Raw genomic sequence first — 20,636 nt, 5'->3', positions numbered from 1 at the left:
GTTGGCGGACTACGTACGCATGCGGGTGATGCGGACCACACCGGTCAGGGTACGCAGCTTCTTGATCACACGTGCCAGGTGCACACGGTCGTGCACGCTGACCACCAGTTGGACCACGCTGATACGGCCGTCGCGTTCGTCCATGCTGATCTTCTCGATGTTGCCGTCGGCGGCGTTGACGCTGCTGGCCAGCAGGGCGATCAGGCCGCGCTGGTGTTCCAGTTCGACACGCAGTTCGACATTGAACTCGCCCGTGATGTCCTTGGCCCAGGAGAGCTGCACGCATTTTTCCGGGTTGTGGCGGATTTCACTGATATTGCGGCAGTTTTCCAGGTGCACGACCATGCCCTTGCCCGCCGACAGGTGGCCGACGATCGGGTCGCCCGGGATCGGTGTACAGCACTTGGCGTAGCTCAGCACCAGGCCTTCGGTACCGCGGATCGCCAGCGGGCCTTCCGGCGCCGGCAATTGTTCGCCTTCGGCCGATAGCAGGCGGCGTGCGACCACGTAGGCCATGCGGTTGCCCAGGCCGATGTCTTCGAGCAGGTCTTCGATCAGCTCCAGGCGGTACTCGGCGAGAATCGCCTGAATGCGCTCCTGGGGGATATTCTCAAGACTGCTGTCGAAGCCGGTGAGCACTTTGTTCAGCAGGCGTTCGCCCAGGCTGATGGACTCGGAGCGTCGCTGCTGCTTGAGCGCGTGGCGGATGTGAGTACGCGCCTTGCCGGTGACCACGAAGTTGAGCCAGGCCGGGTTTGGCCGGGCGCCAGGGGCGCTGACGATTTCCACCGTCGAGCCGCTCTGCAGCGGCTCGGACAGCGGTGCCAGGCGGCGGTTGATGCGGCAGGCGATGCAGCTGTTGCCAACGTCGGTGTGTACCGCATAGGCGAAGTCGACGGCCGTGGAGCCTTTGGGCAGCTCCATGATCCGGCCTTTGGGCGTGAACACGTAGACCTCGTCCGGGAACAGGTCGATCTTCACGCTCTCGATGAATTCCAGCGAGTTGCCGGCCCGTTGCTGCAGCTCGAGAATGCCTTTGACCCACTGGCGGGCGCGGGCGTGGCTGCCCTTGGGCTGCTCGTCGTCGTTGGACTTGTACAGCCAGTGCGCGGCAATGCCGTTGTTGGCCATCTCTTCCATCTCGCGGGTGCGGATCTGGATTTCGATGGGCACGCCGTGCATGCCGAACAACGTCGTGTGCAACGACTGGTAGCCGTTGGCCTTGGGGATCGCGATGTAATCCTTGAAGCGACCGGGCAGTGGCTTGTACAGGTTGTGCACGGCGCCAAGCACGCGGTAGCAGGTGTCGACCTTGTCGACGATGATGCGGAAGGCGTACACGTCCATGATCTCGTTGAAGGCGCGGCGCTTGCCGCGCATCTTCTTGTAGATGCCATAGAGGTGTTTCTGCCGGCCGCTGACCTCGCCTTCGATACCGTCGGCAGCCAGGCAGTTGGCCAGCGAATGCTCGATCTTGGCGACGATCTCTTTACGGTTGCCGCGTGCGCTTTTCACCGCCCGGTGAATCAGCGACGAGCGCATCGGGTGCATGGCCTTGAAGCCGAGGTCCTCGAATTCCACGCGCACGGTGTGCATGCCCAGGCGGTTGGCGATGGGGGCGTAGATCTCGAGGGTTTCCTTGGCGATGCGTCGGCGTTTTTCGCCAGACAGCACTTCCAGGGTGCGCATGTTGTGCAGCCGGTCGGCCAGCTTGACCAGGATCACGCGAATATCGCGGGCCATGGCCATGGCCATCTTCTGGAAGTTCTCGGCCTGCGCCTCGGCCTTGGTCTCGAAGTTCATCTGGGTCAGCTTGCTGACCCCGTCGACCAGCTCGGCCACGGTCTCGCCAAACTGCTGGCTCAGGGCTTCCTTGGCGATGCCGGTGTCTTCGATCACGTCGTGCAGCATGGCCGCCATCAGGCTTTGATGGTCCATGTGCATGTCGGCGAGGATGCTGGCCACGGCCAGCGGGTGGGTCACGTAGGGCTCGCCGCTGCGTCGGCGCTGCCCGTCGTGGGCCTGTTCGGCGTAAAAATAGGCGCGCCGGACCAGGTTGACCTGTTCGGGGCCAAGATAGGTCGACAGCCGTTCGGCCAAGGCTTCTATACCCGGCATGGGTTCACCTCCTGCCGAGGAAGAGGGCCTTGCGCCGTACGACGTCGACCTGGCATCAATCAGACAGCCTCGTTGTTCTCGTCCTCGAACGCGGCGAACACCGGATCCTCGGTGACGATCTCTTCGGCGGCGATGAACTCGTTGGTGACGATGCCTTCGGCGATTTCACGCAGGGCAACAACGGTAGGCTTGTCGTTTTCCCATGCTACGCGTGGCTCTTTGCCGCCGGTCGCCAGCTGGCGAGCGCGCTTGGTCGAGAGCATGACCAGCTCAAAGCGGTTATCCACGTGTTCCAGGCAGTCTTCAACAGTTACGCGGGCCATGGTCTTCCTCAGTAGCAAATGCGGTGGGCGTGCAGCCCGATAATGGGCAGGCGGACTCGATAGTTTAAAAAATCACCAGCCAATAGGGAAGCGCTGTTTTACCGAGCCGCCTTATTCCCGGGCCTGCCACCGCACCCTGTGGGAGCGGCTTCAGCCGCGAAAGGGCCGAAACAGACACCCTCAATGCATGAGGCTGACGATAACCTCAGAGCATCGCGCCGCGCAACCGCGGGGTCAGCTCTTCGAACAATGTCTGCACCGAGCGCAGTGCCCGGCAATCCGGCCGGGTCAGCAGCCACAACTGGGTGTCGCAGCCGGCCAGCGGCCCGCTCAGCGCGTCCACCTCGGGCAGTGCATGCACCATGTAGTCCGGCAGCGCCGCCACACCCAGCCCCGCGGTCACCAGTTGGGCGATGGTCGACATGCTGCTGCACTGGTAGCGCGGGCTCAACCCTGGGTACTGCTGGTTGCGCCAGACCACTGTGGGGTGGTCTTGCATCGAGTCGTCAGGGGCGATCCACGGTGTGCTGGCCGGCGATTCGGCCAGGCGCTCGCGCCACTGCGGCTGACCGCAGACAACATAGGAGGTAGACCCCAGGTTGCGGCCCACCAGGTGCTCCGGTGGCGTGTTGGTCAGGCGCAGGGCAATGTCGGCGTCGCGACGGCTGAGGTTGGCGAAGGTGTTGGACGTGCCCATTTCCAGCGACAGGGCCGGGTAATTGGGCATGAACTCGGCCAGCGCCGGCAGCAACAGGCTGTGCATCACCGCCTCGGTGCACGTCAGGCGCACCGTGCCGCTGACCACCTGCTCGCCACTGGTCATGGCGATGCGCGCCGCCTCCAGCGCCTGTTCGGCGCGCTCGGCCTGTTCGGCCAGGGCTTGGGCAGTGTCGGTCGGCAGGTAGCCTTTGCGGCTTTTTACAAACAGCGCGGTACCGAGTGCCGATTCCAGCCGGCGGATCGAACGGAACACGGTCGACACGTCGACTTTCAGCAGCTCGGCGGCCTTGGCCAGCGAGCGGCCACGCTCCAGTGCCAAGACCAGGGAGAGGTCGGCGTGGGTAATCTGATATTGCATTGGTGCACGCTCTGCTTGCCGAATTGCCAATGTCTGTTGCATCAGGGCCATTTTATAGTGAAACGGCCCCCCGGAATCAATGCGCCCGGTCGGGTAACCAATCCCCACGATGGGAAAGTGAAAAGAACAACAGCTGCAACCATCGTCGCCCGTGAGGCGCCAGCCGTATCCCCACATCGCCGCAGCAAATCAAAGGATGTACAGCCATGACGTCGGTAACCCCGTGCGCCAGTTCTTCCAGCGAGATGAATGACTTCCTCCAGGCCCATCCGGACACGCAGTACGTCGATCTGCTGATCTCCGACATGAATGGCGTGGTACGTGGCAAGCGCATCGAGCGGGCCAGCCTGCACAAGGTGTACGAAAAGGGCATCAACCTGCCGGCGTCGCTGTTCGCCCTGGACATCAACGGCTCCACAGTCGAAAGCACTGGGCTGGGGCTGGATATCGGCGATGCCGACCGCATCTGCTACCCAATCGCCGGCACGCTCTGTAATGAACCGTGGCAAAAGCGCCCCACCGCCCAGCTGCTGATGACCATGCACGAGCTTGAAGGCCAGCCGTTCTTCGCTGACCCGCGCGAAGTGCTGCGCCAGGTGGTGAGCAAGTTCGACGACCTGGGCCTGGATATCTGCGCCGCGTTCGAGCTGGAGTTCTACCTGATCGACCAGGACAACCTCAACGGCCGCCCGCAACCGCCGCGTTCGCCGATTTCGGGAAAACGCCCGCAGTCGACCCAGGTGTACCTGATCGACGACCTCGACGAATACGCCGACTGCCTGCAGGACATGCTCGAAGCGGCCAAGGAACAGGACTTGCCGGCTGATGCCATCGTCAAGGAAAGCGCCCCGGCGCAGTTCGAGGTCAACCTGCATCACGTGTCCGACCCGCTGAAGGCCTGCGACTACGCGATCCTGCTCAAACGCCTGATCAAGAACGTGGCCTACGACCATGAAATGGACACCACTTTCATGGCCAAGCCCTACCCGGGCCAGGCAGGTAATGGCCTGCATGTGCACATCTCGTTGCTGGACAAGAAAACCGGCAAGAACATTTTCGCCAGTGACGATCCGCTGCAAAGCGATACGCTGCGCCACGCCATCGGTGGCGTGCTGGAGACCATGCCGGCGTCGATGGCCTTCCTCTGCCCGAACGTCAACTCCTACCGCCGCTTCGGCGCGCAGTTCTACGTGCCCAATGCGCCGAGCTGGGGCCTGGACAACCGCACCGTGGCCGTACGCGTGCCGACCGACAGCAGCGATAACGTGCGCCTTGAGCACCGCGTGGCCGGCGCCGACGCCAACCCGTACCTGATGCTGGCGGCCATCCTGGCCGGCGTGCATCACGGCTTGACCAACAAGGTCGAGCCCGAAGCGCCGATCGAAGGCAACTCGTACGAACAACTGGAGCAAAGCCTGCCGAACAACCTGCGCGATGCCCTGCGCGCGCTGGACGACAGCGAAGTCCTCAACCAATACATCAGCCCGGACTACATCGATATCTTCGTGGCCTGCAAGGAAAGCGAGCTGGCCGAATTCGAAGTGTCGATTTCCGACCTTGAGTACAACTGGTACCTGCACACGGTGTAAGCCCATGAGCGCAACTGCGGTCCCCTTGATCGGTATCAGCGCCTGCCGCCAGCAGGTGGGGAAGAACTCCTCGCACACGGTGGGCGACAAGTATGTCGAGGCGGCCGGCTTTGCCGGCCTGCCGCTGATCTTGCCGGCCCGTGACGGCGGCAGCGACACGCCCGCGCTGCTGGCCCGGCTGCACGGCATTGTTTTTACCGGCTCGCCTTCAAATATCGAACCGCATCATTACAATGGCGCCCCCAGTGCAGCGGGTACCCGGCACGACCTGGCGCGCGATCGCCTGACTCTGCCGCTGCTGCAGGCGGCGATTGCCGCCGGCGTGCCTGTGTTTTGCATCTGCCGTGGCTACCAGGAACTGAATGTGGCCCTTGGCGGCAGCCTGCACCAGCGTGTGCAGGAGCTGCCTGGCTACTTTGATCACCGCGAACCCGAGGACGCCCCCCTGGAGGTGCAATACGGCCCTCGTCACCCGGTCGGCATCGAGCCTGGCGGGTTGTTCGAGCGTCTGGGCCTGGCTACGCAGTTCGAGGTCAACTCACTGCACAGCCAAGGCATCGACCGCTTGGCCCCGGGCCTGCGGGTCGAAGCACGGGCCCCGGATGGTCTGATCGAAGCGGTGTCCATGCCTGCGGCGCCGGGCTTCGTGCTTGGCGTGCAGTGGCACCCGGAGTGGCGGTTCAACGAAAACCCGGTCTCGCTGCGCCTGTTTCAGGCGTTTCGCGAAGCCTGCTTTGCCTATGCAGCACGGGAGGGCGCACGCCAGGAGTGATTCTGACGGCAGCCGAGGTCTCGGATGACCTGTTCCCGATAGCACGCTTTCAATGAGTGAAAGCGGGCCTTGTACGCAAGGCCTGTGAAAACAATTCCAAAATTTACGGCAAATACTCATGAGCAATTACACAGAAGCCGGCCGCCCACCCGACGTGGCGGCCGACGCGGGCAACACCCAGCGCAGCAAGGGGCTGGCCAAAGGCCGCTTGGGCTTGCTGGCCAGCGTGGTGCTGGGCATTTCCACCATCGCCCCGGTCTACACCCTGACCGGCGCCCTTGGCCCGACCGTGCGCGAGGTGGGTGCGCACCTGCCGGCCGTGTTCATCGTCGGCTTCCTGCCGATGCTGCTGGTGGCACTGGGTTACCGCGAGCTGAACTCGGCCGAGCCGGACAGTGGCACTTCGTTTACCTGGTCGGCGCGTGCCTTCGGCCCGATGATCGGCTGGATTGGCGGCTGGGGGCTGGTGGTGGCCACCACCATCGTGCTGTCCAACCTGGCCGGCGTGGCGGTCGACTTCTTTTACCTGTTCCTCGGCCAGATCACGGGTAAGCACGAGCTGGCGGCGTTGGCCGACAACCTGTTGATCAACATCACCACCTGTTGCGTATTCATCGCCCTGGCCGTGTGGATCTGCTGTCGCGGCATTGCCACCACGATGACTGTGCAGTACGGCCTGGTGGCCCTGCAGTTGCTGGTACTGATCGGTTTTGCCTTCGCCGCCTTCGGTGGCACCGCCGCGCCGCCATCGCTGGAGTTTGATTTCGCCTGGTTCAACCCGTTCGGCGTCGAGTCGTTCTCGGCCTTTGCTGCTGGCTTGTCGTTGTCGATTTTCATCTTCTGGGGTTGGGATACCTGCCTGACCGTCAGCGAAGAGTCGGTCGGCAGTGAAGAGGTGCCGGGCAAGGCTGCCACCTTGACCGTAATGCTGATTCTTGGCCTGTACCTGTTCACTGCCATCGCCACCCTGCAGTTTGCCGGTATCAGCGAAACGGGCCTGGGCCTGAACAACCCGCGCATCCAGGAGAACGTGTTTGCCCACCTGGCCGGCCCGGTCATGGGGCCGCTGGCAATCCTGATGTCGATTGCCGTACTGGCCAGCACCGCAGCGTCGCTGCAGTCGACCTTCGTGGCGCCGGCGCGCACCCTGTTGGCCATGGGTTACTACGGCGCGGTTCCGCCAAAGTTCGCCAGCGTCTGCCCGCGCTCGCAAACCCCGCGCTACGCCACCATTTGTGCCGGCATCGCCGCGGGTTTGTTCTACGTGACCATGCGTACCCTGAGCGAGAACGTGCTGGCGGACACCATTACTGCACTGGGCATGATGATCTGCTTCTACTATTCGCTGACGGCGTTTGCCTGCGTCTGGTATTTCCGCGACAGCCTGTTCAGCAGCCTGCGCCACTTCATCATGCGCGGTATGTGCCCGCTGGTGGGTGGAGTGATTTTGTCGGTGATCTTCGCGCGTACCGCGATCGACAGCGCCTCGCCGGACTTCGGCAGCGGCTCGCATGTGGGCGGGTTGGGGCTGGTGTTCGTGATTGCCGCGATCATCTCGGTGCTGGGCATCGGGCTGATGATGCTGTCGCGCATGCGTGCGCCGGCGTACTTCCTGGGGGCTACCCTGCGTCAGCAGGCTACCTTGCCGCTGCAGGAATAAAGCTGGGGGCGCTTTGCGCCCCTATCGCGACACAAGGCCGCTCCTACAAAAGATCGCGTCAGTCAGTCTTGCGCGATCCCCTGTAGGAGCGGCCTTGTATCGCGATAGGGCTGCAAAGCAGCCCCATGCGGTCTCTCAGGAGAGCAGTTCTTTCAGCAAAGCCGCATGACGCTGCTGTTGCTTCTTCAACACCAGCCGATTCGAACGGAACACCGCCTTCAAATCCGTCAGCGCCACGTCGAAATCATCATTGATGATCACGTAGTCATACTCGTCGTAGTGCACCATCTCGCTGACCGCTTCCTTCATGCGCCCGGCAATGATCGCTTCGCTGTCCTGCCCGCGGCCGTCCAGGCGCTGGCGCAGCGCTTCCTGGCTCGGTGGCAGGATGAACACCGACAGTGCCTGCGGCATCAGCTTGCGCACCTGTTGGGCGCCTTGCCAGTCGATTTCCAGGATCAGGTCATTGCCCTGGTCCAGCACTTCTTGCAGCGCGCTGCGCGAAGTGCCGTAGAAGTTGCCGAATACTTCGGCATGCTCCAGGAAGTCACCTTGCGCGATCAGCGCCTTGAATTCCTCGTGGACGACGAAGTGGTAGTTCACCCCGTGCTGCTCGCCCGGGCGCATGGCGCGGGTGGTGTGCGAGACCGAGACGCGGATTTGCTGGTCGTCCTTGGTCAGGGCGGTGACCAGGCTGGTCTTGCCGGCGCCCGAAGGGGCCGAAACGATGTAGAGGGTGCCGCTGCTGTGGTTCATGGTCGGGGTGGCCTTACTCGATGTTCTGTACTTGTTCACGCATCTGTTCGATCAATACCTTCAGGTTGACCGCCGCTTGCGTGCTGCGTGGGTCGAAGGCCTTGGAGCCCAGGGTGTTGGCCTCGCGGTTGAGTTCCTGCATCAGGAAGTCCAGGCGCCGGCCGGCGGCGCCACCACCCTTGAGCACCCGGCGCACTTCGGTGACATGGGTGCTGAGGCGGTCGAGTTCCTCGGCCACGTCGCTTTTCTGGGCCAATAGCACCATTTCCTGCTCCAGGCGCTGCGGGTCAAGTTCCGCTTGCATGTCGCCGAAACGGTCGAGAATCTTCTGCCGCTGTGCCGCCAGCATCTGCGGCACCAGCGCGCGCAGGGTGGTGACTTCGCCGGCCATGTTGTCCAGGCGCTCGTTGATCAACCGGGCCAGCTCCTGGCCTTCGCGCAGGCGCCCTGCCTTGAGTTCGGCCAAGGCTTCGTCGAACAGCGCCATGGCTTCGGCGTTCAGCGCCTGCGGGTCGCTGGTGTCGGCCACCAGCACACCCGGCCACGACAGCACCTCCAGCGGGTTCAGTGGCGCCGGCTGCTTGATCAGACCGGCCACTTCCTCGGCGGCGGCCACCAGCTGCGCGGCGCGCTCGCGGTCTACCTTCAGCGGCTTGCCGTTGCTGTCTTCGTTGAGGCGCAAGGTGCATTCCACCTTGCCCCGCGACAGCCCCTGGCGCAGGCCTTCACGCACGCCGCCTTCAAGGTCGCGCAGGGCCTCGGGCAGGCGCAGGTGCGGCTCCAGGTAGCGATGGTTGACCGAACGCAGCTCCCAGACCAGGGTGCCCTGGCTGCCGGCGCGCTCGACACGAGCAAAAGCGGTCATGCTGTGCACCATGGGGAGTACCTCGCGTAGATGAATGAACGGTGGCAGCCACTTGGCTGCAAGGCGCAGGATTGTAGCGCAGTGGGGCCGTGGCGCCCAATCCGCCTATGTTACCGAGGGGGGCCTGCAGCGGTAGGAAAAGGCGACGGGCAGCCCCGCGCGCGACAATAGGCATGTCCTCGCCGGGCTGCGGGCTCTATAATGCACGGCAGATTCAAAGTCCCAGTACAGGTATCCCAGATGAAACGTCCAAGTGGTCGCGCCGCCGATCAGCTCCGCTCGATCCGCATCACCCGCAACTACACCAAGCACGCCGAAGGGTCGGTACTGGTCGAGTTCGGTGACACCAAGGTCATCTGCACGGTCAGCGTGGAAAACGGTGTACCGCGCTTCCTCAAAGGCCAGGGCCAAGGCTGGCTGACCGCCGAATACGGCATGCTGCCGCGTTCCACCGGCGAGCGTAACCAGCGCGAAGCCAGCCGCGGCAAGCAGGGTGGTCGCACCCTGGAAATCCAGCGCCTCATCGGCCGTTCGCTGCGCGCCGCGCTGGACATGAGCAAGCTCGGTGACATCACCCTGTACGTCGACTGCGACGTGATCCAGGCCGATGGCGGCACCCGCACCGCGTCCATCACTGGTTCCATGGTCGCCCTGTGCGACGCCCTGGCGGTGATCAAGAAGCGTGGCGGCCTGAAGGGCGGCAACCCGCTCAAGCACATGATCGGCGCTGTGTCGGTCGGCATGTACCAGGGCGAAGCCGTGCTCGACCTGGACTACCTCGAAGACTCCGCAGCCGAGACCGACCTGAACGTGGTCGTGACCAGTGCCGGTGGCTTCATCGAGGTACAGGGCACCGCCGAAGGCGCGCCGTTCCAGCCTGAAGAACTCAACGCCATGCTCGCCCTGGCGCAAAAAGGCATGACTGAAATCTTCGAACTGCAGCAGGCCGCGCTGGCCGACTGAAACCAGCCAGGGAGGTGCGGGGCATGAGCGATTCGAACCTGTCGATCACCCCGCCCAATGCCGAAATCCGGCAATGGGCGATGTTCTGCCACCTCTCCGCGCTGTTGGGCCTAGTGGTGCCGCTCGGGCACCTGCTGGGCCCGCTGGTGCTGTGGCACCTCAAGCGCGAACAAGACCCTTTCATCGACGCCCAGGGCAAAGAGGCGCTGAACTTTCAGATCAGCGTGACCATTGCCGGGTTCATCTGCTTCTTGCTGATGTTCGTGTTTATCGGGCTGGTGCTGTTCGCCATGCTGACGGTGGCAGTGCTGATCCTGATCATCATTGCCGCGGTGCGGGCGAATGAGGGCAAGCCGTATCGCTACCCGATGATCTGGCGGCCGATCAAATAAAGCTGGGGCTGCTTTGCAGCCCTTTCGCGACACAAGGCCGCTCCTACAGGGGAATGCATAACCCTTGTAGGAGCGGCCTTGTGTCGCGAAAGGGCCGCAAAGCGGCCCATGCCTTTTAGATGGTCAACGTCCAGTCATAGTCCACAATCAGCGGCGCATGCTGCGAGAAGCGCGGCTGACGCGGCAGGCGGGCGTTGCGCACGAAGCGGCGCAGGCCCGGGGTGAGGATCTGGTAGTCGAACCGGTAGCCCAGGTTGAGCATCTCGGCCTGTTCGTTGTCCGGCCACCAGCTGTACTGGTCACCTTCACGGCTGACTTCGCGCAGGGCATCGACATAACCCATCTCGCCCGTGATCGCATCCATCCAGGCCCGCTCGGGCGCCAGGAAGCCCGGCGACTGCTGGCTGTCACGCCAGTTCTTGATGTCGAGCTTCTGTTGCGCCACGTAGAACGAGCCGCAGTAGATGTATTCGCGACGCTTGCGGCGTTGCTTGTCCAGGTACTTGGCAAAGTCGTCCATCAACTTGAACTTCTGGTTCAAGTCTTCATCCCCGTTCATGCCCGAAGGCAACAGCAGGGTGGCAATACTGACTTTGTCGAAATCTGCTTGCAGGTAACGCCCGTAACGGTCGGCTGTCTCGAAGCCCAGGCCGGTGATGACTGCCTTGGGCTGCATGCGCGAATAGAGGGCCACACCACCTTGGGCAGGCACCTCCGCGTCGCAGGCATAAAGGAAATAGCCATCGAGCTGGAAAGCTGGGTCATCGAGTTCAAAGGCCGAGGCGCGGGTATCCTGAAGGCAGATGACGTCGGCATTCTGGGCTTGCAGCCAGCTGAGCAAACCACGCTCGGCCGCAGCCTGAATGCCATTTACGTTCACACTGATGATCCGCATAAATGGCCCCATAAATCTCGTGCGTGTATGATACCCGAGCTCAACCCATTTAGCTAAATCCGTGGTGTCCGGGACTATTCATGCAGCCGTATCAGCGCGACTTTATCCGTTTTGCCATCGATCGCGGGGTACTGCGTTTCGGTGAATTCACCCTGAAATCGGGGCGTACCAGCCCGTATTTCTTCAATGCGGGCCTGTTCAACACCGGTTCCGCCCTGGCCGAACTGGGCCGTTGCTACGCCGCCGCCATCGTCGACAGCAAGATCCCGTTCGATGTGCTGTTCGGCCCGGCCTACAAGGGTATCCCGCTGGCGGCGACTACCGCCGTGGCGCTGGCAGACCAGCATCAGCTCGACGTGCCATGGTGCTTCAACCGCAAGGAAGCCAAGGACCACGGCGAAGGCGGCAGCCTGGTTGGCGCACCGCTGGCCGGTGAAGTGCTGATCATCGACGATGTGATCACTGCCGGTACCGCCATTCGTGAGGTCATGCAAATCATCAACGCCCAGCAGGCCAAGGCCGCCGGCGTGCTGATCGCCCTGAACCGCGAAGAGCGTGGCAATGGCGAGTTGTCGGCGATCCAGGAAGTGGAGCGCGACTTCGGCATCCCGGTGGTCAGCATCGTTTCGCTGACCCAGGTGCTGGAGTTCCTGGCCGATGACCCGCAGCTGAAGCAGCACCTGCCGGCTGTCGAGGCTTACCGGGCGCAGTACGGGATCTGATCTTGGCCTGGAACTGAAAAAGGCGACCTTCTTGTGAAGGTCGCCTTTTTTTGTGTCGCCTGTTCGGGCCTCTTCGCGGGTGAACCCGCTCCTACATGGGGCAGCGCCAGGCTCGAGGGCTGCGATTGCCTTTGTAAGAGCGGGTTTATCGAGGCGTCGAACCGCCGCGAAGAAGCCCGAACAGGCTAACCAATCACTCAGCGTGGCTTGCGGTTGGTAATCAGGGTACCCACGCCGCTGTCGGTGAAGATCTCCAGCAGCACGGCATTCGGCACGCGGCCGTCGATGATGTGCGAGCTGTTCACACCGCCCTGCACCGCATCCAGCGCGCACTTGATCTTCGGCAGCATGCCGCCGTAGATGGTGCCGTCGGCGATCAGTTCGTTGACCTGCTCAGTGGTCAGGCCGGTCAGGACCTGGCCCTGCTTGTCCATCAGGCCGGCGATGTTGGTCAGCAGCATCAGCTTCTCAGCCTTCAGCGCCTCGGCCACCTTACCGGCCACCAGGTCGGCGTTGATGTTGTACGACTCACCGTTGGCACCCACGCCGATTGGCGCGATGACCGGGATGAAGTCGCCCTTCACCAGCATGTTCAGCAGGTCGGTGTTCACGCTCACCACTTCGCCAACGTGGCCGATGTCGATGATTTCCGGGGTAGTCATCTCGGGCGTTTGGCGGCTGACGGTCAGCTTGCGGGCGCGGATCAGCTCCGCGTCCTTGCCGGTCAGGCCGATGGCGCTGCCGCCGTGGCGGTTGATCAGGTTGACGATGTCCTTGTTGACCTGGCCACCCAGCACCATCTCTACCACGTCCATGGTCGCCGAGTCGGTGACGCGCATGCCGTCGATGAAGTGGCTTTCGATCGACAGGCGCTTGAGCAGGTCGCCGATCTGCGGGCCACCGCCGTGGACCACCACCGGGTTGATGCCCACAGCCTTCATCAGCACGATGTCACGGGCGAAGCCGGTCTTGAGCTCCTCGCTCTCCATCGCGTTGCCGCCGTACTTGATCACCAGGGTCTTGCCGACAAAGCGGCGAATGTAAGGCAGTGCTTCGGACAAAACCTCGGCTACATGGGAAGCGGCATCGCGATCGAGGGTCATGCAGGGCTCCTGTAAGGAACAGATAGTCGGTCAGAACGGCAGTTGCAGCTCAGGCTCAACCCGCAGCAACTGGGTACGGAAAACATCCTTGATACGTTGCAACTCGGCGTCGCTGTCGGCCTCGAAGCGCAGCACCAGCACCGGGGTGGTGTTGGAGGCGCGAACCAGGCCCCAGCCGTTGGCGTAGTCGACCCGCACACCGTCGATGGTGGTCAGGTTGGCTTCGCCCCAGTCGGCGTCGCGTTGCAGTGCATCAATGATGCTGAATTTACCCTCGTCGGTCACATCAATATTGATTTCCGGCGTGGAAATATCGTTCGGGAAGGCCGCAAACAGGTTTTCGGCGCTCTGCCCGGCCTTGCTGAGGATCTCCAGCAGGCGTGCAGCGCTGTAAATACCGTCGTCAAAACCGTACCAGCGTTCCTTGATGAAGATGTGACCGCTCATCTCGCCGGCCAGCAGCGAACCGGTCTGTTTCATCTTCTTCTTGATCAGCGAGTGGCCGGTCTTCCACATCAGTGCGCGGCCGCCGTGCTGTTCGATCAGTGGGGTCAGGCGTCGGGTGCATTTGACGTCGAAGATGATCTCGGCGCCCGGGTTGCGCGCCAGCACGTCCTGGGCAAACAGCATCAGCAGGCGGTCGGGGTAGACGATGCTGCCGGTGTTGGTCACCACGCCGACGCGGTCGCCGTCACCGTCGAAGGCCAGGCCGATATCGGCACCGGTTTCCTTGACCTTGGCGATCAGGTCTTCGAGGTTTTCCGGCTTGCCCGGGTCTGGGTGGTGGTTGGGGAAGTTGCCGTCAACCTCGCAGAACAGCGGGACCACTTCACAGCCCAGCGCCTCGATCAGCTGTGGCGCAATCACCCCAGCAGCGCCGTTGCCGCAGTCCACCACCACCTTGAGCTTTTTCGCCAGCTTCACGTCACCGACGATCTGCTGGAAGTAGCGGTCAAGGATCTCGACCTTTTCCACGCGGCCTTCGGCCAAGGTCAGGTCATTGGTTTTCAGGCGGGTCAGCAGGGCCTGGATCTGTTCATTGGCCAAGGTGTCGCCCGCAATCACGATCTTGAAGCCGTTGTAGTCCGACGGGTTGTGGCTGCCGGTCAGCATCACACCCGATTTACCGGCCAGCACGTTGGCGGCGTAGTACAGCGCCGGGGTGGGCACCAGGCCGACGTCGCTGACCTGGCAACCGGCATCGACCAGGCCCTTGATCAGCTGTTCGACCAGCATCGGGCCCGACAGGCGGCCGTCACGGCCTACCGAAACCTGCGGCTCGCCCTGGGCCAGGCTTTGCGCGCCGATGGCGCGGCCGATCCAGTAGGCGGTTTCGGCGTGCAGGGTCTTGCCGACCACGCCACGGATGTCATAGGCGCGGAAAATGCTGTCTGGCAATTCGGCGGGGACCAGGTGGGCCATGTCGTTCATCTCTGGAAGCTCCATTAGTCAAAGGCTTTCTGGGCAGGCGCAAACTGAACGCTTGGACGGTGGTTTCGCCAGAGAGTTCGCCATCCTTGGCCTGAACGGTCGTTCTGTCGGCTCAGTGGCTGCCGGAGTGACCGAAGCCGCCAGCGCCACGCTGGCTTTCATCAAATGCTTCGACGATATCGAAGTGGGCCTGTACCACCGGGACCAGCACCATCTGGGCGATGCGCTCGCCAACAGCAAGGGTGAACGGGGTGTTGCCGCGGTTCCAGCACGACACCATCAGCTCGCCCTGGTAGTCCGAGTCGATCAGCCCGACCAGGTTGCCCAGCACGATGCCGTGCTTATGGCCCAGGCCCGAGCGCGGCAGGATCACTGCAGCCAGGCCCGGGTCGCCGATGTAGATCGACAGGCCGGTAGGGATCAGCAGGGTCTGGCCAGGCTCAAGGACAGTGTCTTCCTTGAGCAGGGCGCGCAGGTCGAGGCCGGCGGAACCAGGGGTGGCGTAGGTTGGCAGCGGGAATTCGCTGCCCAGGCGTGGGTCGAGGATCTTGGCTTGAAGAGCGTGCATGGAACTTATTGAACCTGATTGAGCCGTTCGGCGATGAAGGCGACCAGTTGCCGGGCGATCTTGCCCTTGCTGGTCTGCGCGAAGAGAGTCTGGTGCTGCTGGCGGTCGATCACGGTCAAGGCGTTTTCTTCGCTGTTGAAGCCGATGCTGGGGTTGGCCACATCATTGGCGACGATCAGGTCGAGGTTCTTGTCCTTGAGCTTGCGCGTGGCGTAATCGAGCAAGTGTTCGGTCTCGGCGGCAAAGCCGACGCTGAACGGGCGGTCGGCGCGGCCAGCAAGGGTGGCAAGGATATCGGGATTGCGCACCATCTGCAGCAGCATGCCGTCGCCGGTCGTAGGATCCTTCTTCAGTTTCTGTGCGGCAACCACTTCCGGGCGGTAATCCGCAACCGCCGCCGAGGCGATGAACAGGTCGCATGGCATGGCCGCTTCGCAGGCCGCGAGCATGTCCCGCGCGCTGACCACGTCGATACGGCTGACCCGGTCGGGGGTAGGCAGGTGCACCGGGCCAGTGACGAGGGTTACCCGAGCCCCGGCTTCGGCGGCCGCCTCGGCGAGGGCGAAGCCCATCTTGCCGGAGCTATGATTGGTGATGTAGCGCACCGGGTCGATGTTTTCCTGGGTCGGCCCGGCAGTGATCAGCACGTGTTTGCCGGTCAGCGCCTGGCGCTTGAAGCTTTCTGCCGCGCACCAGGCCAGGTCGGTGGCTTCGAGCATGCGCCCCAGGCCGACGTCGCCGCAGGCCTGGCTGCCGGAGGCCGGGCCGAACACCTGGATGCCACGGCTCTTGAGCAGTTCAAGGTTTGCCTGGGTGGCCGGGTCGCGCCACATGGCCTGGTTCATCGCCGGGGCCACGGCCACGGTGGCGTCGGTGGCCAGCACCAAGGTGGTCAGCAGGTCATCGGCCATGCCCTGGGCCATGCGCGCCATCAGGTCGGCGGTGGCCGGGGCGATCAGCACCAGGTCGGCCCACTTGGCCAGTTCGATGTGGCCCATGGCCGCTTCGGCGGCCGGGTCGAGCAGGTCCATGTGCACCGGGTGGCCCGACAGCGCCTGCAGGGTCAGCGGGGTGATGAATTCGGCACCACCGCGGGTCATGACGACGCGCACCTGCGCGCCGTGCTCCAGGAGTCGGCGAATCAGCTCGGCGCTTTTGTAGGCGGCAATGCCGCCACCCACGCCGAGAACGATGCGCTTGCGATACAGCCGCTGCATAGGCTTGCCTTTTTCCAGTGAGAGCGGGCGGCGACGTTTGAAAATGCCTGCGGCAGAACGTCGCATGTACGAGGCGAAATAGATTAACACAGGGCCGAAATGAGCCGCAGCAAGGGCAGAGGGGCGGGGATGAATATCAGGGAGTGGCCGGCGGAAGAACGGCCGAGGGAGAAGTTGTTGCAGCGTGGGGCGGCGGTGCTGTCGGATGCCGAGTTGCTGGCCGTGTTGTTGGGCTCGGGGGTCGCCGGGCGTAATGTGCTGGACCTTGCGCGGGGGCTGCTGGTGCGTTTTGGTGGGCTGAGGCAGTTTCTTGAGGCTGACCGCGAGGCTGTGTTGCGTGAGCCGGGCATAGGGGCAGTGAAATACGCGCAGTTGCAAGCGCTACTGGAAATTGGCCGGCGCTATCTGGATGAGAGCATCGAGCGCGCAGCGCCCCTTGAAGGGCCTGTGGCGGTCCGGCGTTATCTCAAGGCCATGTTGCGTCATGAGCCCAGTGAGGTGTTCGGCTGCCTGTTTCTCGACACCAAGCACCGGCCGTTGGCATTCGAGATCCTGTTCAGGGGCACGATCGACCGGGCCAACGTCTACCCGCGGGAGGTCGTACGGCGGGCACTGCTGCATAACGCGGCGGCGTTGATCCTGTGCCACAACCATCCTTCGGGTAACAGTGAGCCGAGCCAGGACGATGTGCATCTGACCCTGTCGTTGAAGCGGGGTTTGGCGTTGATCGATGTGCGGGTGCTGGATCACATCATCGTTGGCGATGGCGAGCCGTTGTCGATGGTCGAGCAGGGGTGGATTGTGGCTTGAGGCAGGTCAATGGGGTCAGGGCTGCCAGGTGCCTGTCTTGAGAGGTATGGCGCCTGGGAGATCGAGCGCCGCCCGCGCGGCGCTTCGCGGGGCAAGCCCGCTCCCACATCTGTTTCGGGCCAATCAGTCCTGTGAGGTCACCGCTGTTCGCCTTGTTTGCCCCCTTCAACATCGGCTGCACCGCTGTTCTTAATCTCTCTCCAGCCATACACCCAGGGTGCGCGCGCCTAAGGCACAGGAATCATTGGCCCGAAACAGATGTGGGAGCGGGCTTGCCCCGCGAAGCGCCGCGCGGGCGGCGCTCGATCTCACAGGCAACACAGCCCTGAAGACAGGCCCCTCCAGACCTTACTTGGTCACCGAAACCTTACTGAAATCCAGCCGCCCGAACGGACTCACCTGGTACCCCTCGACCTCCTGGCGCAGTAGGGTCGCCGCTGTCGGGTGTGCCAGCGGCACCCACAGTGCCTGCTGCTGGATCAGCGTCTGTGCCTGCTGGTACAGCCGGCTGCGCACGCTCTGGTCGTTGGTAGTACGCCCGGCGCTGATCAGCTGGTCCAGGCGGTTGTCGCAGAAGCGCGCGAAGTTGGTCCCCGACTCCACTGCCGCACAGGAAAACTGCGGGCTGAGGAAGTTGTCCGGGTCGCCGTTGTCACCGGCCCAGCCCATGAACAGCAGGTCATGCTCGCCCGCCTTGGCGCGGCGGATCAGCTCGCCCCATTCGATTACGCGAATTTCCGCTTTTACGCCAATCTTGGCCAGGTCGGCCTGCAGCATCTGCGCCCCAAGGCTGGGGTTGGGGTTGAGCAGGCTGCCCGAGGGGCGGGTCCAGATCGTGGTGCTGAAACCCTCGGCCAGGCCGGCCTTGGTCAGCAGGGCCTTGGCTTTTTTCAGGTCCAGCGGGTAGCCGGGCAGGTCCTTGGCGTAGCTCCAGGTGTTAGGCGGGTAGGGGCCGTTGGCGGCCACTGCCGAGTCCTCGAACACGGCCTTGAGGTAGGCCTGCTTGTCGAAGGCAAGGTTGATCGCCTGGCGAACTTCCGGCTTGTCCAGCGGCGGGTGTTGGCTGTTGATGGCGACGAAGGCGGTCATGAATGCCGGGGTGGTAGCCACCTTGAGGTTGCCATCCTTGCCCGCTTCGGCAATGTCCAGCGGCTTGGGCGACAGGGCCACCTGGCACTCGCCACGCTTGAGCTTCTGCAGGCGCACGTTGGCGTCGGTGGTGATGGCGAAGATCAGCGGGTCGACCGCTGGTTTGCCGGCGAAATAGTCCGGGTTGGCGCGGTAGCGCACCACGGCGTCTTTCTGGAAACGCTGGAACACGAACGGGCCAGTGCCAACCGGCTGGCTGTTGAGCTTCTCCGGGGTGCCGGCCTTGAGCAGCTTGTCGGCATATTCGGCGGAGTAGATCGAAGCGAAGCCCATGCTCAGGGTGGCCAGGAAAGTGGCGTCCGGGTGGCTAAGGGTAAAGCGCACGGTGTTCGGCGCCGGCGCCTCGATGGCCTTGATCAGGCTGCCCAGTTGCAGCGACTGGGCGTGCGGGTAGCCGCCGGGTGCGGTCTTGTGCCAGGCATGTGCCGGGTAGAGCATGCGCTGGAAGCTGAACAGCACGTCGTCGGCATTCAGTTCCCGGCCAGGCTTGAAGTACGGGGTGCTGTGGAACTTCACGCCATCGCGCAAGGTGAAGTCGTACACCAGGCCGTCGGCCGATACCGTCCAGCTGGCCGCCAGGCTCGGTACCACCTTGCCCTGCGCCGCGTCGAACTCCACCAGGCGGTTCATCAGCACGTCGGCGGTGGCGTTGGTGGTGGTCAGCGAGTTGTACTGCACCACGTCGAAGCCTTCGGGGCTGGCCTCGCTGCAAACGCTCAGCGGTGCGGCCTGGGCAGCGCTGGCAGCGAACACGGTGCCTGCGGCGAACATAGAGTTGAGGAGTAAGGAAAGGGCGGCAGCACGCATGGTGGCTCCTTGGCTGTCAGTGGCCCATCTGCCAGTGCAGTCTGGAAAAGGCCTACCCTAGTGTGCCCGCTGGCAAATGACCACACCCTTTTTTACAAATCTGGCGACGAGCGGTCGACGGCTGGCGGGGCCTGCCGCTATGCTGGCCCGGCGCGTTCTGGCGTGCGGCAATGTGTATCTACTGTTGTTGCAGCCAAGTCTTTCTGGTATAAAGCAGCGCTCTTTTCTAGGGGCTCGGCCTGTCGCATCAGCGGATCCGGTCGATAAGACCTCCAGAATCACGGCGCCCAGGCGCCAAAGACTGAGAGATTAAGCGGCCAACCCATGCCGGGTTGGGCATGTGGTTTTAGAGGGCTGAGTCATGTCGAGAGTCTGTCAAGTTACTGGTAAGGGTCCAGTAACCGGGAACAACATTTCCCACGCAAACAACAAAACCCGTCGTCGTTTCCTGCCGAACCTGCAGCACCACCGTTTCTGGGTTGAATCCGAGAAGCGTTTCGTGCGTCTGCGCGTTTCCGCCAAAGGCATGCGTATCATCGACAAGCGCGGCATCGACGCCGTTCTGGTTGACATCCGTAAAGCTGGCGCCAAGGTTTAAGGAGAGCATCATGCGTGAATTGATCCGTCTGGTTTCGAGTGCCGGTACCGGCCACTTCTACACCACCGACAAGAACAAGCGCACCACCCCGGACAAAATCGAGATCAAGAAATATGATCCGGTTGTTCGCAAGCACGTGGTGTACAAGGAAGCCAAGATCAAGTAATTGATCGGCGACCTGAAAAAAACCCGCATCCGAAAGGACGCGGGTTTTTTTATGCCTGGTCGGGCCTGTTCGCGGGCTTGCCCGCGAACAGGCCGGCACTGCCACCGCTTATTTCTGCTCGAACATCACATAAATCTTGCGGCAAGGCTCCAGCACCTCCCAGGTGCCCTTGAAGCCGGCCGGGATGACAAACCGGTCACCGGCGCGCAAGGTCTTGGCCCCACCGTCCTGGTCGCGCAGCACCGAAACGCCCTGGACGATCTCGCAGTATTCATGCTCGGTGTAGTTCACTGTCCATTGCCCCACCTCACCTTCCCACACCCCAGCGGCAAACTGCCCGCATGGGCTGGAATAATGGTTGTAGACCGCCTGGTCGGGCTCGCCCTTGAGAATTTTTTCCGCCGCCGGGCGGTAGCGCTCGGCCTCGGTGATGACCTGGGCGAAGTCGATGATGCTGTCGATGCGCATGGTGCGGCTCCTGTTGTTGTTTAATAAAATGAACATCAGTAGGCTTTTGGGCCTTATGTGTCAAATATATTGATAGTTTACACCGGCTGGTTTAGGGTATCGCTTGCCAGTGTGCGCTCGTCGCCCGGCCAGAATTCTGACAACGCCTGTGAGTCCTCAGTGCGGCGTTGCACCTAAACAAGAGGA

General features: G+C 62.8%; 21 protein-coding genes. 9 read left to right on the top strand and 12 right to left on the bottom strand.

Going from position 1 to position 20,636, the window contains the following annotated elements:
* Window positions 1-9: 9 nt before the first annotated feature.
* From spoT to ACI2KG_RS08475, 3 genes are all read right to left on the bottom strand, one after another.
* Window positions 10-2,118 (bottom strand): bifunctional GTP diphosphokinase/guanosine-3',5'-bis pyrophosphate 3'-pyrophosphohydrolase, encoded by a 2,109-nt coding sequence (gene spoT / locus ACI2KG_RS08485; protein WP_400612854.1) that lies wholly within the window; start codon window positions 2,116-2,118, stop codon window positions 10-12.
* 59 nt (window positions 2,119-2,177) lie between these two features.
* Window positions 2,178-2,441 carry a DNA-directed RNA polymerase subunit omega gene (rpoZ, locus tag ACI2KG_RS08480; RefSeq protein ID WP_003253383.1) on the bottom strand — a complete coding sequence of 88 codons (264 nt, stop codon included), beginning with the start codon at window positions 2,439-2,441 and terminating at the stop codon, window positions 2,178-2,180.
* Window positions 2,442-2,646: 205 nt separating this feature from the next.
* Window positions 2,647-3,519, bottom strand: a complete 873-nt coding sequence (locus ACI2KG_RS08475) for a LysR family transcriptional regulator (RefSeq protein WP_404661562.1) — start codon at window positions 3,517-3,519, stop codon at window positions 2,647-2,649.
* Between the two features lie 206 nt (window positions 3,520-3,725).
* Here ACI2KG_RS08475 and ACI2KG_RS08470 point away from each other — a divergent pair, with 206 nt between their 5' ends.
* From ACI2KG_RS08470 to ACI2KG_RS08460, 3 genes are all read left to right on the top strand, one after another.
* Window positions 3,726-5,108 (top strand): glutamine synthetase family protein, encoded by a 1,383-nt coding sequence (locus ACI2KG_RS08470; RefSeq protein ID WP_404661561.1) that lies wholly within the window; start codon window positions 3,726-3,728, stop codon window positions 5,106-5,108.
* A 4-nt stretch (window positions 5,109-5,112) separates the two neighbouring features.
* Complete coding sequence (locus ACI2KG_RS08465; RefSeq protein WP_404661560.1) at window positions 5,113-5,880, top strand: gamma-glutamyl-gamma-aminobutyrate hydrolase family protein; 768 nt, start codon at window positions 5,113-5,115, stop codon at window positions 5,878-5,880.
* Window positions 5,881-5,998: 118 nt separating this feature from the next.
* Window positions 5,999-7,540: an APC family permease gene (locus ACI2KG_RS08460; protein WP_400612843.1), complete on the top strand. Its 1,542-nt coding sequence runs from the start codon at window positions 5,999-6,001 to the stop codon at window positions 7,538-7,540.
* A 135-nt stretch (window positions 7,541-7,675) separates the two neighbouring features.
* Here the strand turns inward: ACI2KG_RS08460 and gmk are convergent, their stop codons facing one another.
* Together gmk and ACI2KG_RS08450 are read right to left on the bottom strand one after the other, a co-directional pair.
* The gene (gmk, locus tag ACI2KG_RS08455; protein WP_404661559.1) at window positions 7,676-8,296 is read right to left on the bottom strand and encodes a guanylate kinase; all 621 of its coding nucleotides are present in this window, start codon (window positions 8,294-8,296) and stop codon (window positions 7,676-7,678) included.
* Window positions 8,297-8,309: 13 nt separating this feature from the next.
* Window positions 8,310-9,173: a YicC/YloC family endoribonuclease gene (locus tag ACI2KG_RS08450; protein WP_201199464.1), complete on the bottom strand. Its 864-nt coding sequence runs from the start codon at window positions 9,171-9,173 to the stop codon at window positions 8,310-8,312.
* Between the two features lie 228 nt (window positions 9,174-9,401).
* On the opposite strand from ACI2KG_RS08450, the gene rph reads away from it, so the two are divergent.
* Entirely contained in the window at window positions 9,402-10,124 is a 723-nt protein-coding gene (gene rph / locus ACI2KG_RS08445; protein ID WP_404661558.1) for a ribonuclease PH, read from the top strand.
* A 23-nt stretch (window positions 10,125-10,147) separates the two neighbouring features.
* Complete coding sequence (locus ACI2KG_RS08440) at window positions 10,148-10,516, top strand: DUF4870 domain-containing protein (protein WP_201199455.1); 369 nt, start codon at window positions 10,148-10,150, stop codon at window positions 10,514-10,516.
* A 115-nt stretch (window positions 10,517-10,631) separates the two neighbouring features.
* Here the strand turns inward: ACI2KG_RS08440 and ACI2KG_RS08435 are convergent, their stop codons facing one another.
* Window positions 10,632-11,411: an exodeoxyribonuclease III gene (locus ACI2KG_RS08435; protein WP_172229251.1), complete on the bottom strand. Its 780-nt coding sequence runs from the start codon at window positions 11,409-11,411 to the stop codon at window positions 10,632-10,634.
* Between the two features lie 80 nt (window positions 11,412-11,491).
* Here ACI2KG_RS08435 and pyrE point away from each other — a divergent pair, with 80 nt between their 5' ends.
* The gene (pyrE, locus tag ACI2KG_RS08430; protein WP_014861506.1) at window positions 11,492-12,133 is read left to right on the top strand and encodes an orotate phosphoribosyltransferase; all 642 of its coding nucleotides are present in this window, start codon (window positions 11,492-11,494) and stop codon (window positions 12,131-12,133) included.
* Between the two features lie 197 nt (window positions 12,134-12,330).
* On the opposite strand, the gene argB is transcribed toward pyrE, so the two are convergent.
* The 4 genes from argB to coaBC all read right to left on the bottom strand — a co-directional run bounded on the left by argB (window position 12,331) and on the right by coaBC (window position 16,452).
* Window positions 12,331-13,236: an acetylglutamate kinase gene (argB, locus tag ACI2KG_RS08425; RefSeq protein ID WP_004575216.1), complete on the bottom strand. Its 906-nt coding sequence runs from the start codon at window positions 13,234-13,236 to the stop codon at window positions 12,331-12,333.
* A 30-nt stretch (window positions 13,237-13,266) separates the two neighbouring features.
* Complete coding sequence (locus ACI2KG_RS08420) at window positions 13,267-14,667, bottom strand: phosphomannomutase/phosphoglucomutase (protein ID WP_404661557.1); 1,401 nt, start codon at window positions 14,665-14,667, stop codon at window positions 13,267-13,269.
* Between the two features lie 112 nt (window positions 14,668-14,779).
* Window positions 14,780-15,235, bottom strand: coding sequence for a dUTP diphosphatase (gene dut / locus ACI2KG_RS08415; protein WP_404661556.1), 456 nt, complete (start codon window positions 15,233-15,235; stop codon window positions 14,780-14,782).
* 5 nt (window positions 15,236-15,240) lie between these two features.
* A complete protein-coding gene (gene coaBC, locus ACI2KG_RS08410) occupies window positions 15,241-16,452 on the bottom strand; it encodes a bifunctional phosphopantothenoylcysteine decarboxylase/phosphopantothenate--cysteine ligase CoaBC (protein ID WP_201199449.1) in 1,212 nt (403 codons plus the stop codon).
* 129 nt (window positions 16,453-16,581) lie between these two features.
* On the opposite strand from coaBC, the gene radC reads away from it, so the two are divergent.
* Window positions 16,582-17,262 carry a DNA repair protein RadC gene (gene radC, locus ACI2KG_RS08405; RefSeq protein WP_400612835.1) on the top strand — a complete coding sequence of 227 codons (681 nt, stop codon included), beginning with the start codon at window positions 16,582-16,584 and terminating at the stop codon, window positions 17,260-17,262.
* Between the two features lie 348 nt (window positions 17,263-17,610).
* On the opposite strand, the gene ACI2KG_RS08400 is transcribed toward radC, so the two are convergent.
* Window positions 17,611-19,218, bottom strand: coding sequence for an ABC transporter substrate-binding protein (locus ACI2KG_RS08400; protein ID WP_404661555.1), 1,608 nt, complete (start codon window positions 19,216-19,218; stop codon window positions 17,611-17,613).
* Between the two features lie 361 nt (window positions 19,219-19,579).
* On the opposite strand from ACI2KG_RS08400, the gene rpmB reads away from it, so the two are divergent.
* Both rpmB and rpmG read left to right on the top strand, forming a co-directional pair.
* Window positions 19,580-19,816 (top strand): 50S ribosomal protein L28, encoded by a 237-nt coding sequence (gene rpmB / locus ACI2KG_RS08395; RefSeq protein WP_003253504.1) that lies wholly within the window; start codon window positions 19,580-19,582, stop codon window positions 19,814-19,816.
* Between the two features lie 10 nt (window positions 19,817-19,826).
* On the top strand, window positions 19,827-19,982 hold the full coding sequence (gene rpmG, locus ACI2KG_RS08390) for a 50S ribosomal protein L33 (protein ID WP_003253507.1): 156 nt from the start codon (window positions 19,827-19,829) through the stop codon (window positions 19,980-19,982).
* Window positions 19,983-20,090: 108 nt separating this feature from the next.
* Here the strand turns inward: rpmG and ACI2KG_RS08385 are convergent, their stop codons facing one another.
* A complete protein-coding gene (locus ACI2KG_RS08385; RefSeq protein ID WP_012274818.1) occupies window positions 20,091-20,450 on the bottom strand; it encodes a cupin domain-containing protein in 360 nt (119 codons plus the stop codon).
* Window positions 20,451-20,636 lie beyond the last annotated feature (186 nt).

Source organism: Pseudomonas sp. NPDC089407, assembly GCF_044900445.1.
Classification (GTDB): domain Bacteria; phylum Pseudomonadota; class Gammaproteobacteria; order Pseudomonadales; family Pseudomonadaceae; genus Aquipseudomonas.
The sequence above is the reverse complement of the archived record's forward strand: the minus strand, read 5'-3'. Positions and strand labels throughout refer to the sequence as shown.

Coding starts and splice junctions, on each gene's coding strand:
- ACI2KG_RS08450 (WP_201199464.1), bottom strand. CDS start 9,173: ATGGTGCACAGCATGACCGCTTTTGCTCGTGTCGAGCGCGCCGGCAGC.
- dut (WP_404661556.1), bottom strand. CDS start 15,235: ATGCACGCTCTTCAAGCCAAGATCCTCGACCCACGCCTGGGCAGCGAA.
- rpmB (WP_003253504.1), top strand. CDS start 19,580: ATGTCGAGAGTCTGTCAAGTTACTGGTAAGGGTCCAGTAACCGGGAAC.
- spoT (WP_400612854.1), bottom strand. CDS start 2,118: ATGCCGGGTATAGAAGCCTTGGCCGAACGGCTGTCGACCTATCTTGGC.
- ACI2KG_RS08470 (WP_404661561.1), top strand. CDS start 3,726: ATGACGTCGGTAACCCCGTGCGCCAGTTCTTCCAGCGAGATGAATGAC.
- ACI2KG_RS08475 (WP_404661562.1), bottom strand. CDS start 3,519: ATGCAATATCAGATTACCCACGCCGACCTCTCCCTGGTCTTGGCACTG.
- ACI2KG_RS08420 (WP_404661557.1), bottom strand. CDS start 14,667: ATGAACGACATGGCCCACCTGGTCCCCGCCGAATTGCCAGACAGCATT.
- ACI2KG_RS08460 (WP_400612843.1), top strand. CDS start 5,999: ATGAGCAATTACACAGAAGCCGGCCGCCCACCCGACGTGGCGGCCGAC.
- ACI2KG_RS08400 (WP_404661555.1), bottom strand. CDS start 19,218: ATGCGTGCTGCCGCCCTTTCCTTACTCCTCAACTCTATGTTCGCCGCA.
- ACI2KG_RS08435 (WP_172229251.1), bottom strand. CDS start 11,411: ATGCGGATCATCAGTGTGAACGTAAATGGCATTCAGGCTGCGGCCGAG.
- rpoZ (WP_003253383.1), bottom strand. CDS start 2,441: ATGGCCCGCGTAACTGTTGAAGACTGCCTGGAACACGTGGATAACCGC.
- radC (WP_400612835.1), top strand. CDS start 16,582: ATGAATATCAGGGAGTGGCCGGCGGAAGAACGGCCGAGGGAGAAGTTG.
- ACI2KG_RS08440 (WP_201199455.1), top strand. CDS start 10,148: ATGAGCGATTCGAACCTGTCGATCACCCCGCCCAATGCCGAAATCCGG.
- ACI2KG_RS08385 (WP_012274818.1), bottom strand. CDS start 20,450: ATGCGCATCGACAGCATCATCGACTTCGCCCAGGTCATCACCGAGGCC.
- pyrE (WP_014861506.1), top strand. CDS start 11,492: ATGCAGCCGTATCAGCGCGACTTTATCCGTTTTGCCATCGATCGCGGG.
- coaBC (WP_201199449.1), bottom strand. CDS start 16,452: ATGCAGCGGCTGTATCGCAAGCGCATCGTTCTCGGCGTGGGTGGCGGC.
- rph (WP_404661558.1), top strand. CDS start 9,402: ATGAAACGTCCAAGTGGTCGCGCCGCCGATCAGCTCCGCTCGATCCGC.
- rpmG (WP_003253507.1), top strand. CDS start 19,827: ATGCGTGAATTGATCCGTCTGGTTTCGAGTGCCGGTACCGGCCACTTC.
- gmk (WP_404661559.1), bottom strand. CDS start 8,296: ATGAACCACAGCAGCGGCACCCTCTACATCGTTTCGGCCCCTTCGGGC.
- ACI2KG_RS08465 (WP_404661560.1), top strand. CDS start 5,113: ATGAGCGCAACTGCGGTCCCCTTGATCGGTATCAGCGCCTGCCGCCAG.
- argB (WP_004575216.1), bottom strand. CDS start 13,236: ATGACCCTCGATCGCGATGCCGCTTCCCATGTAGCCGAGGTTTTGTCC.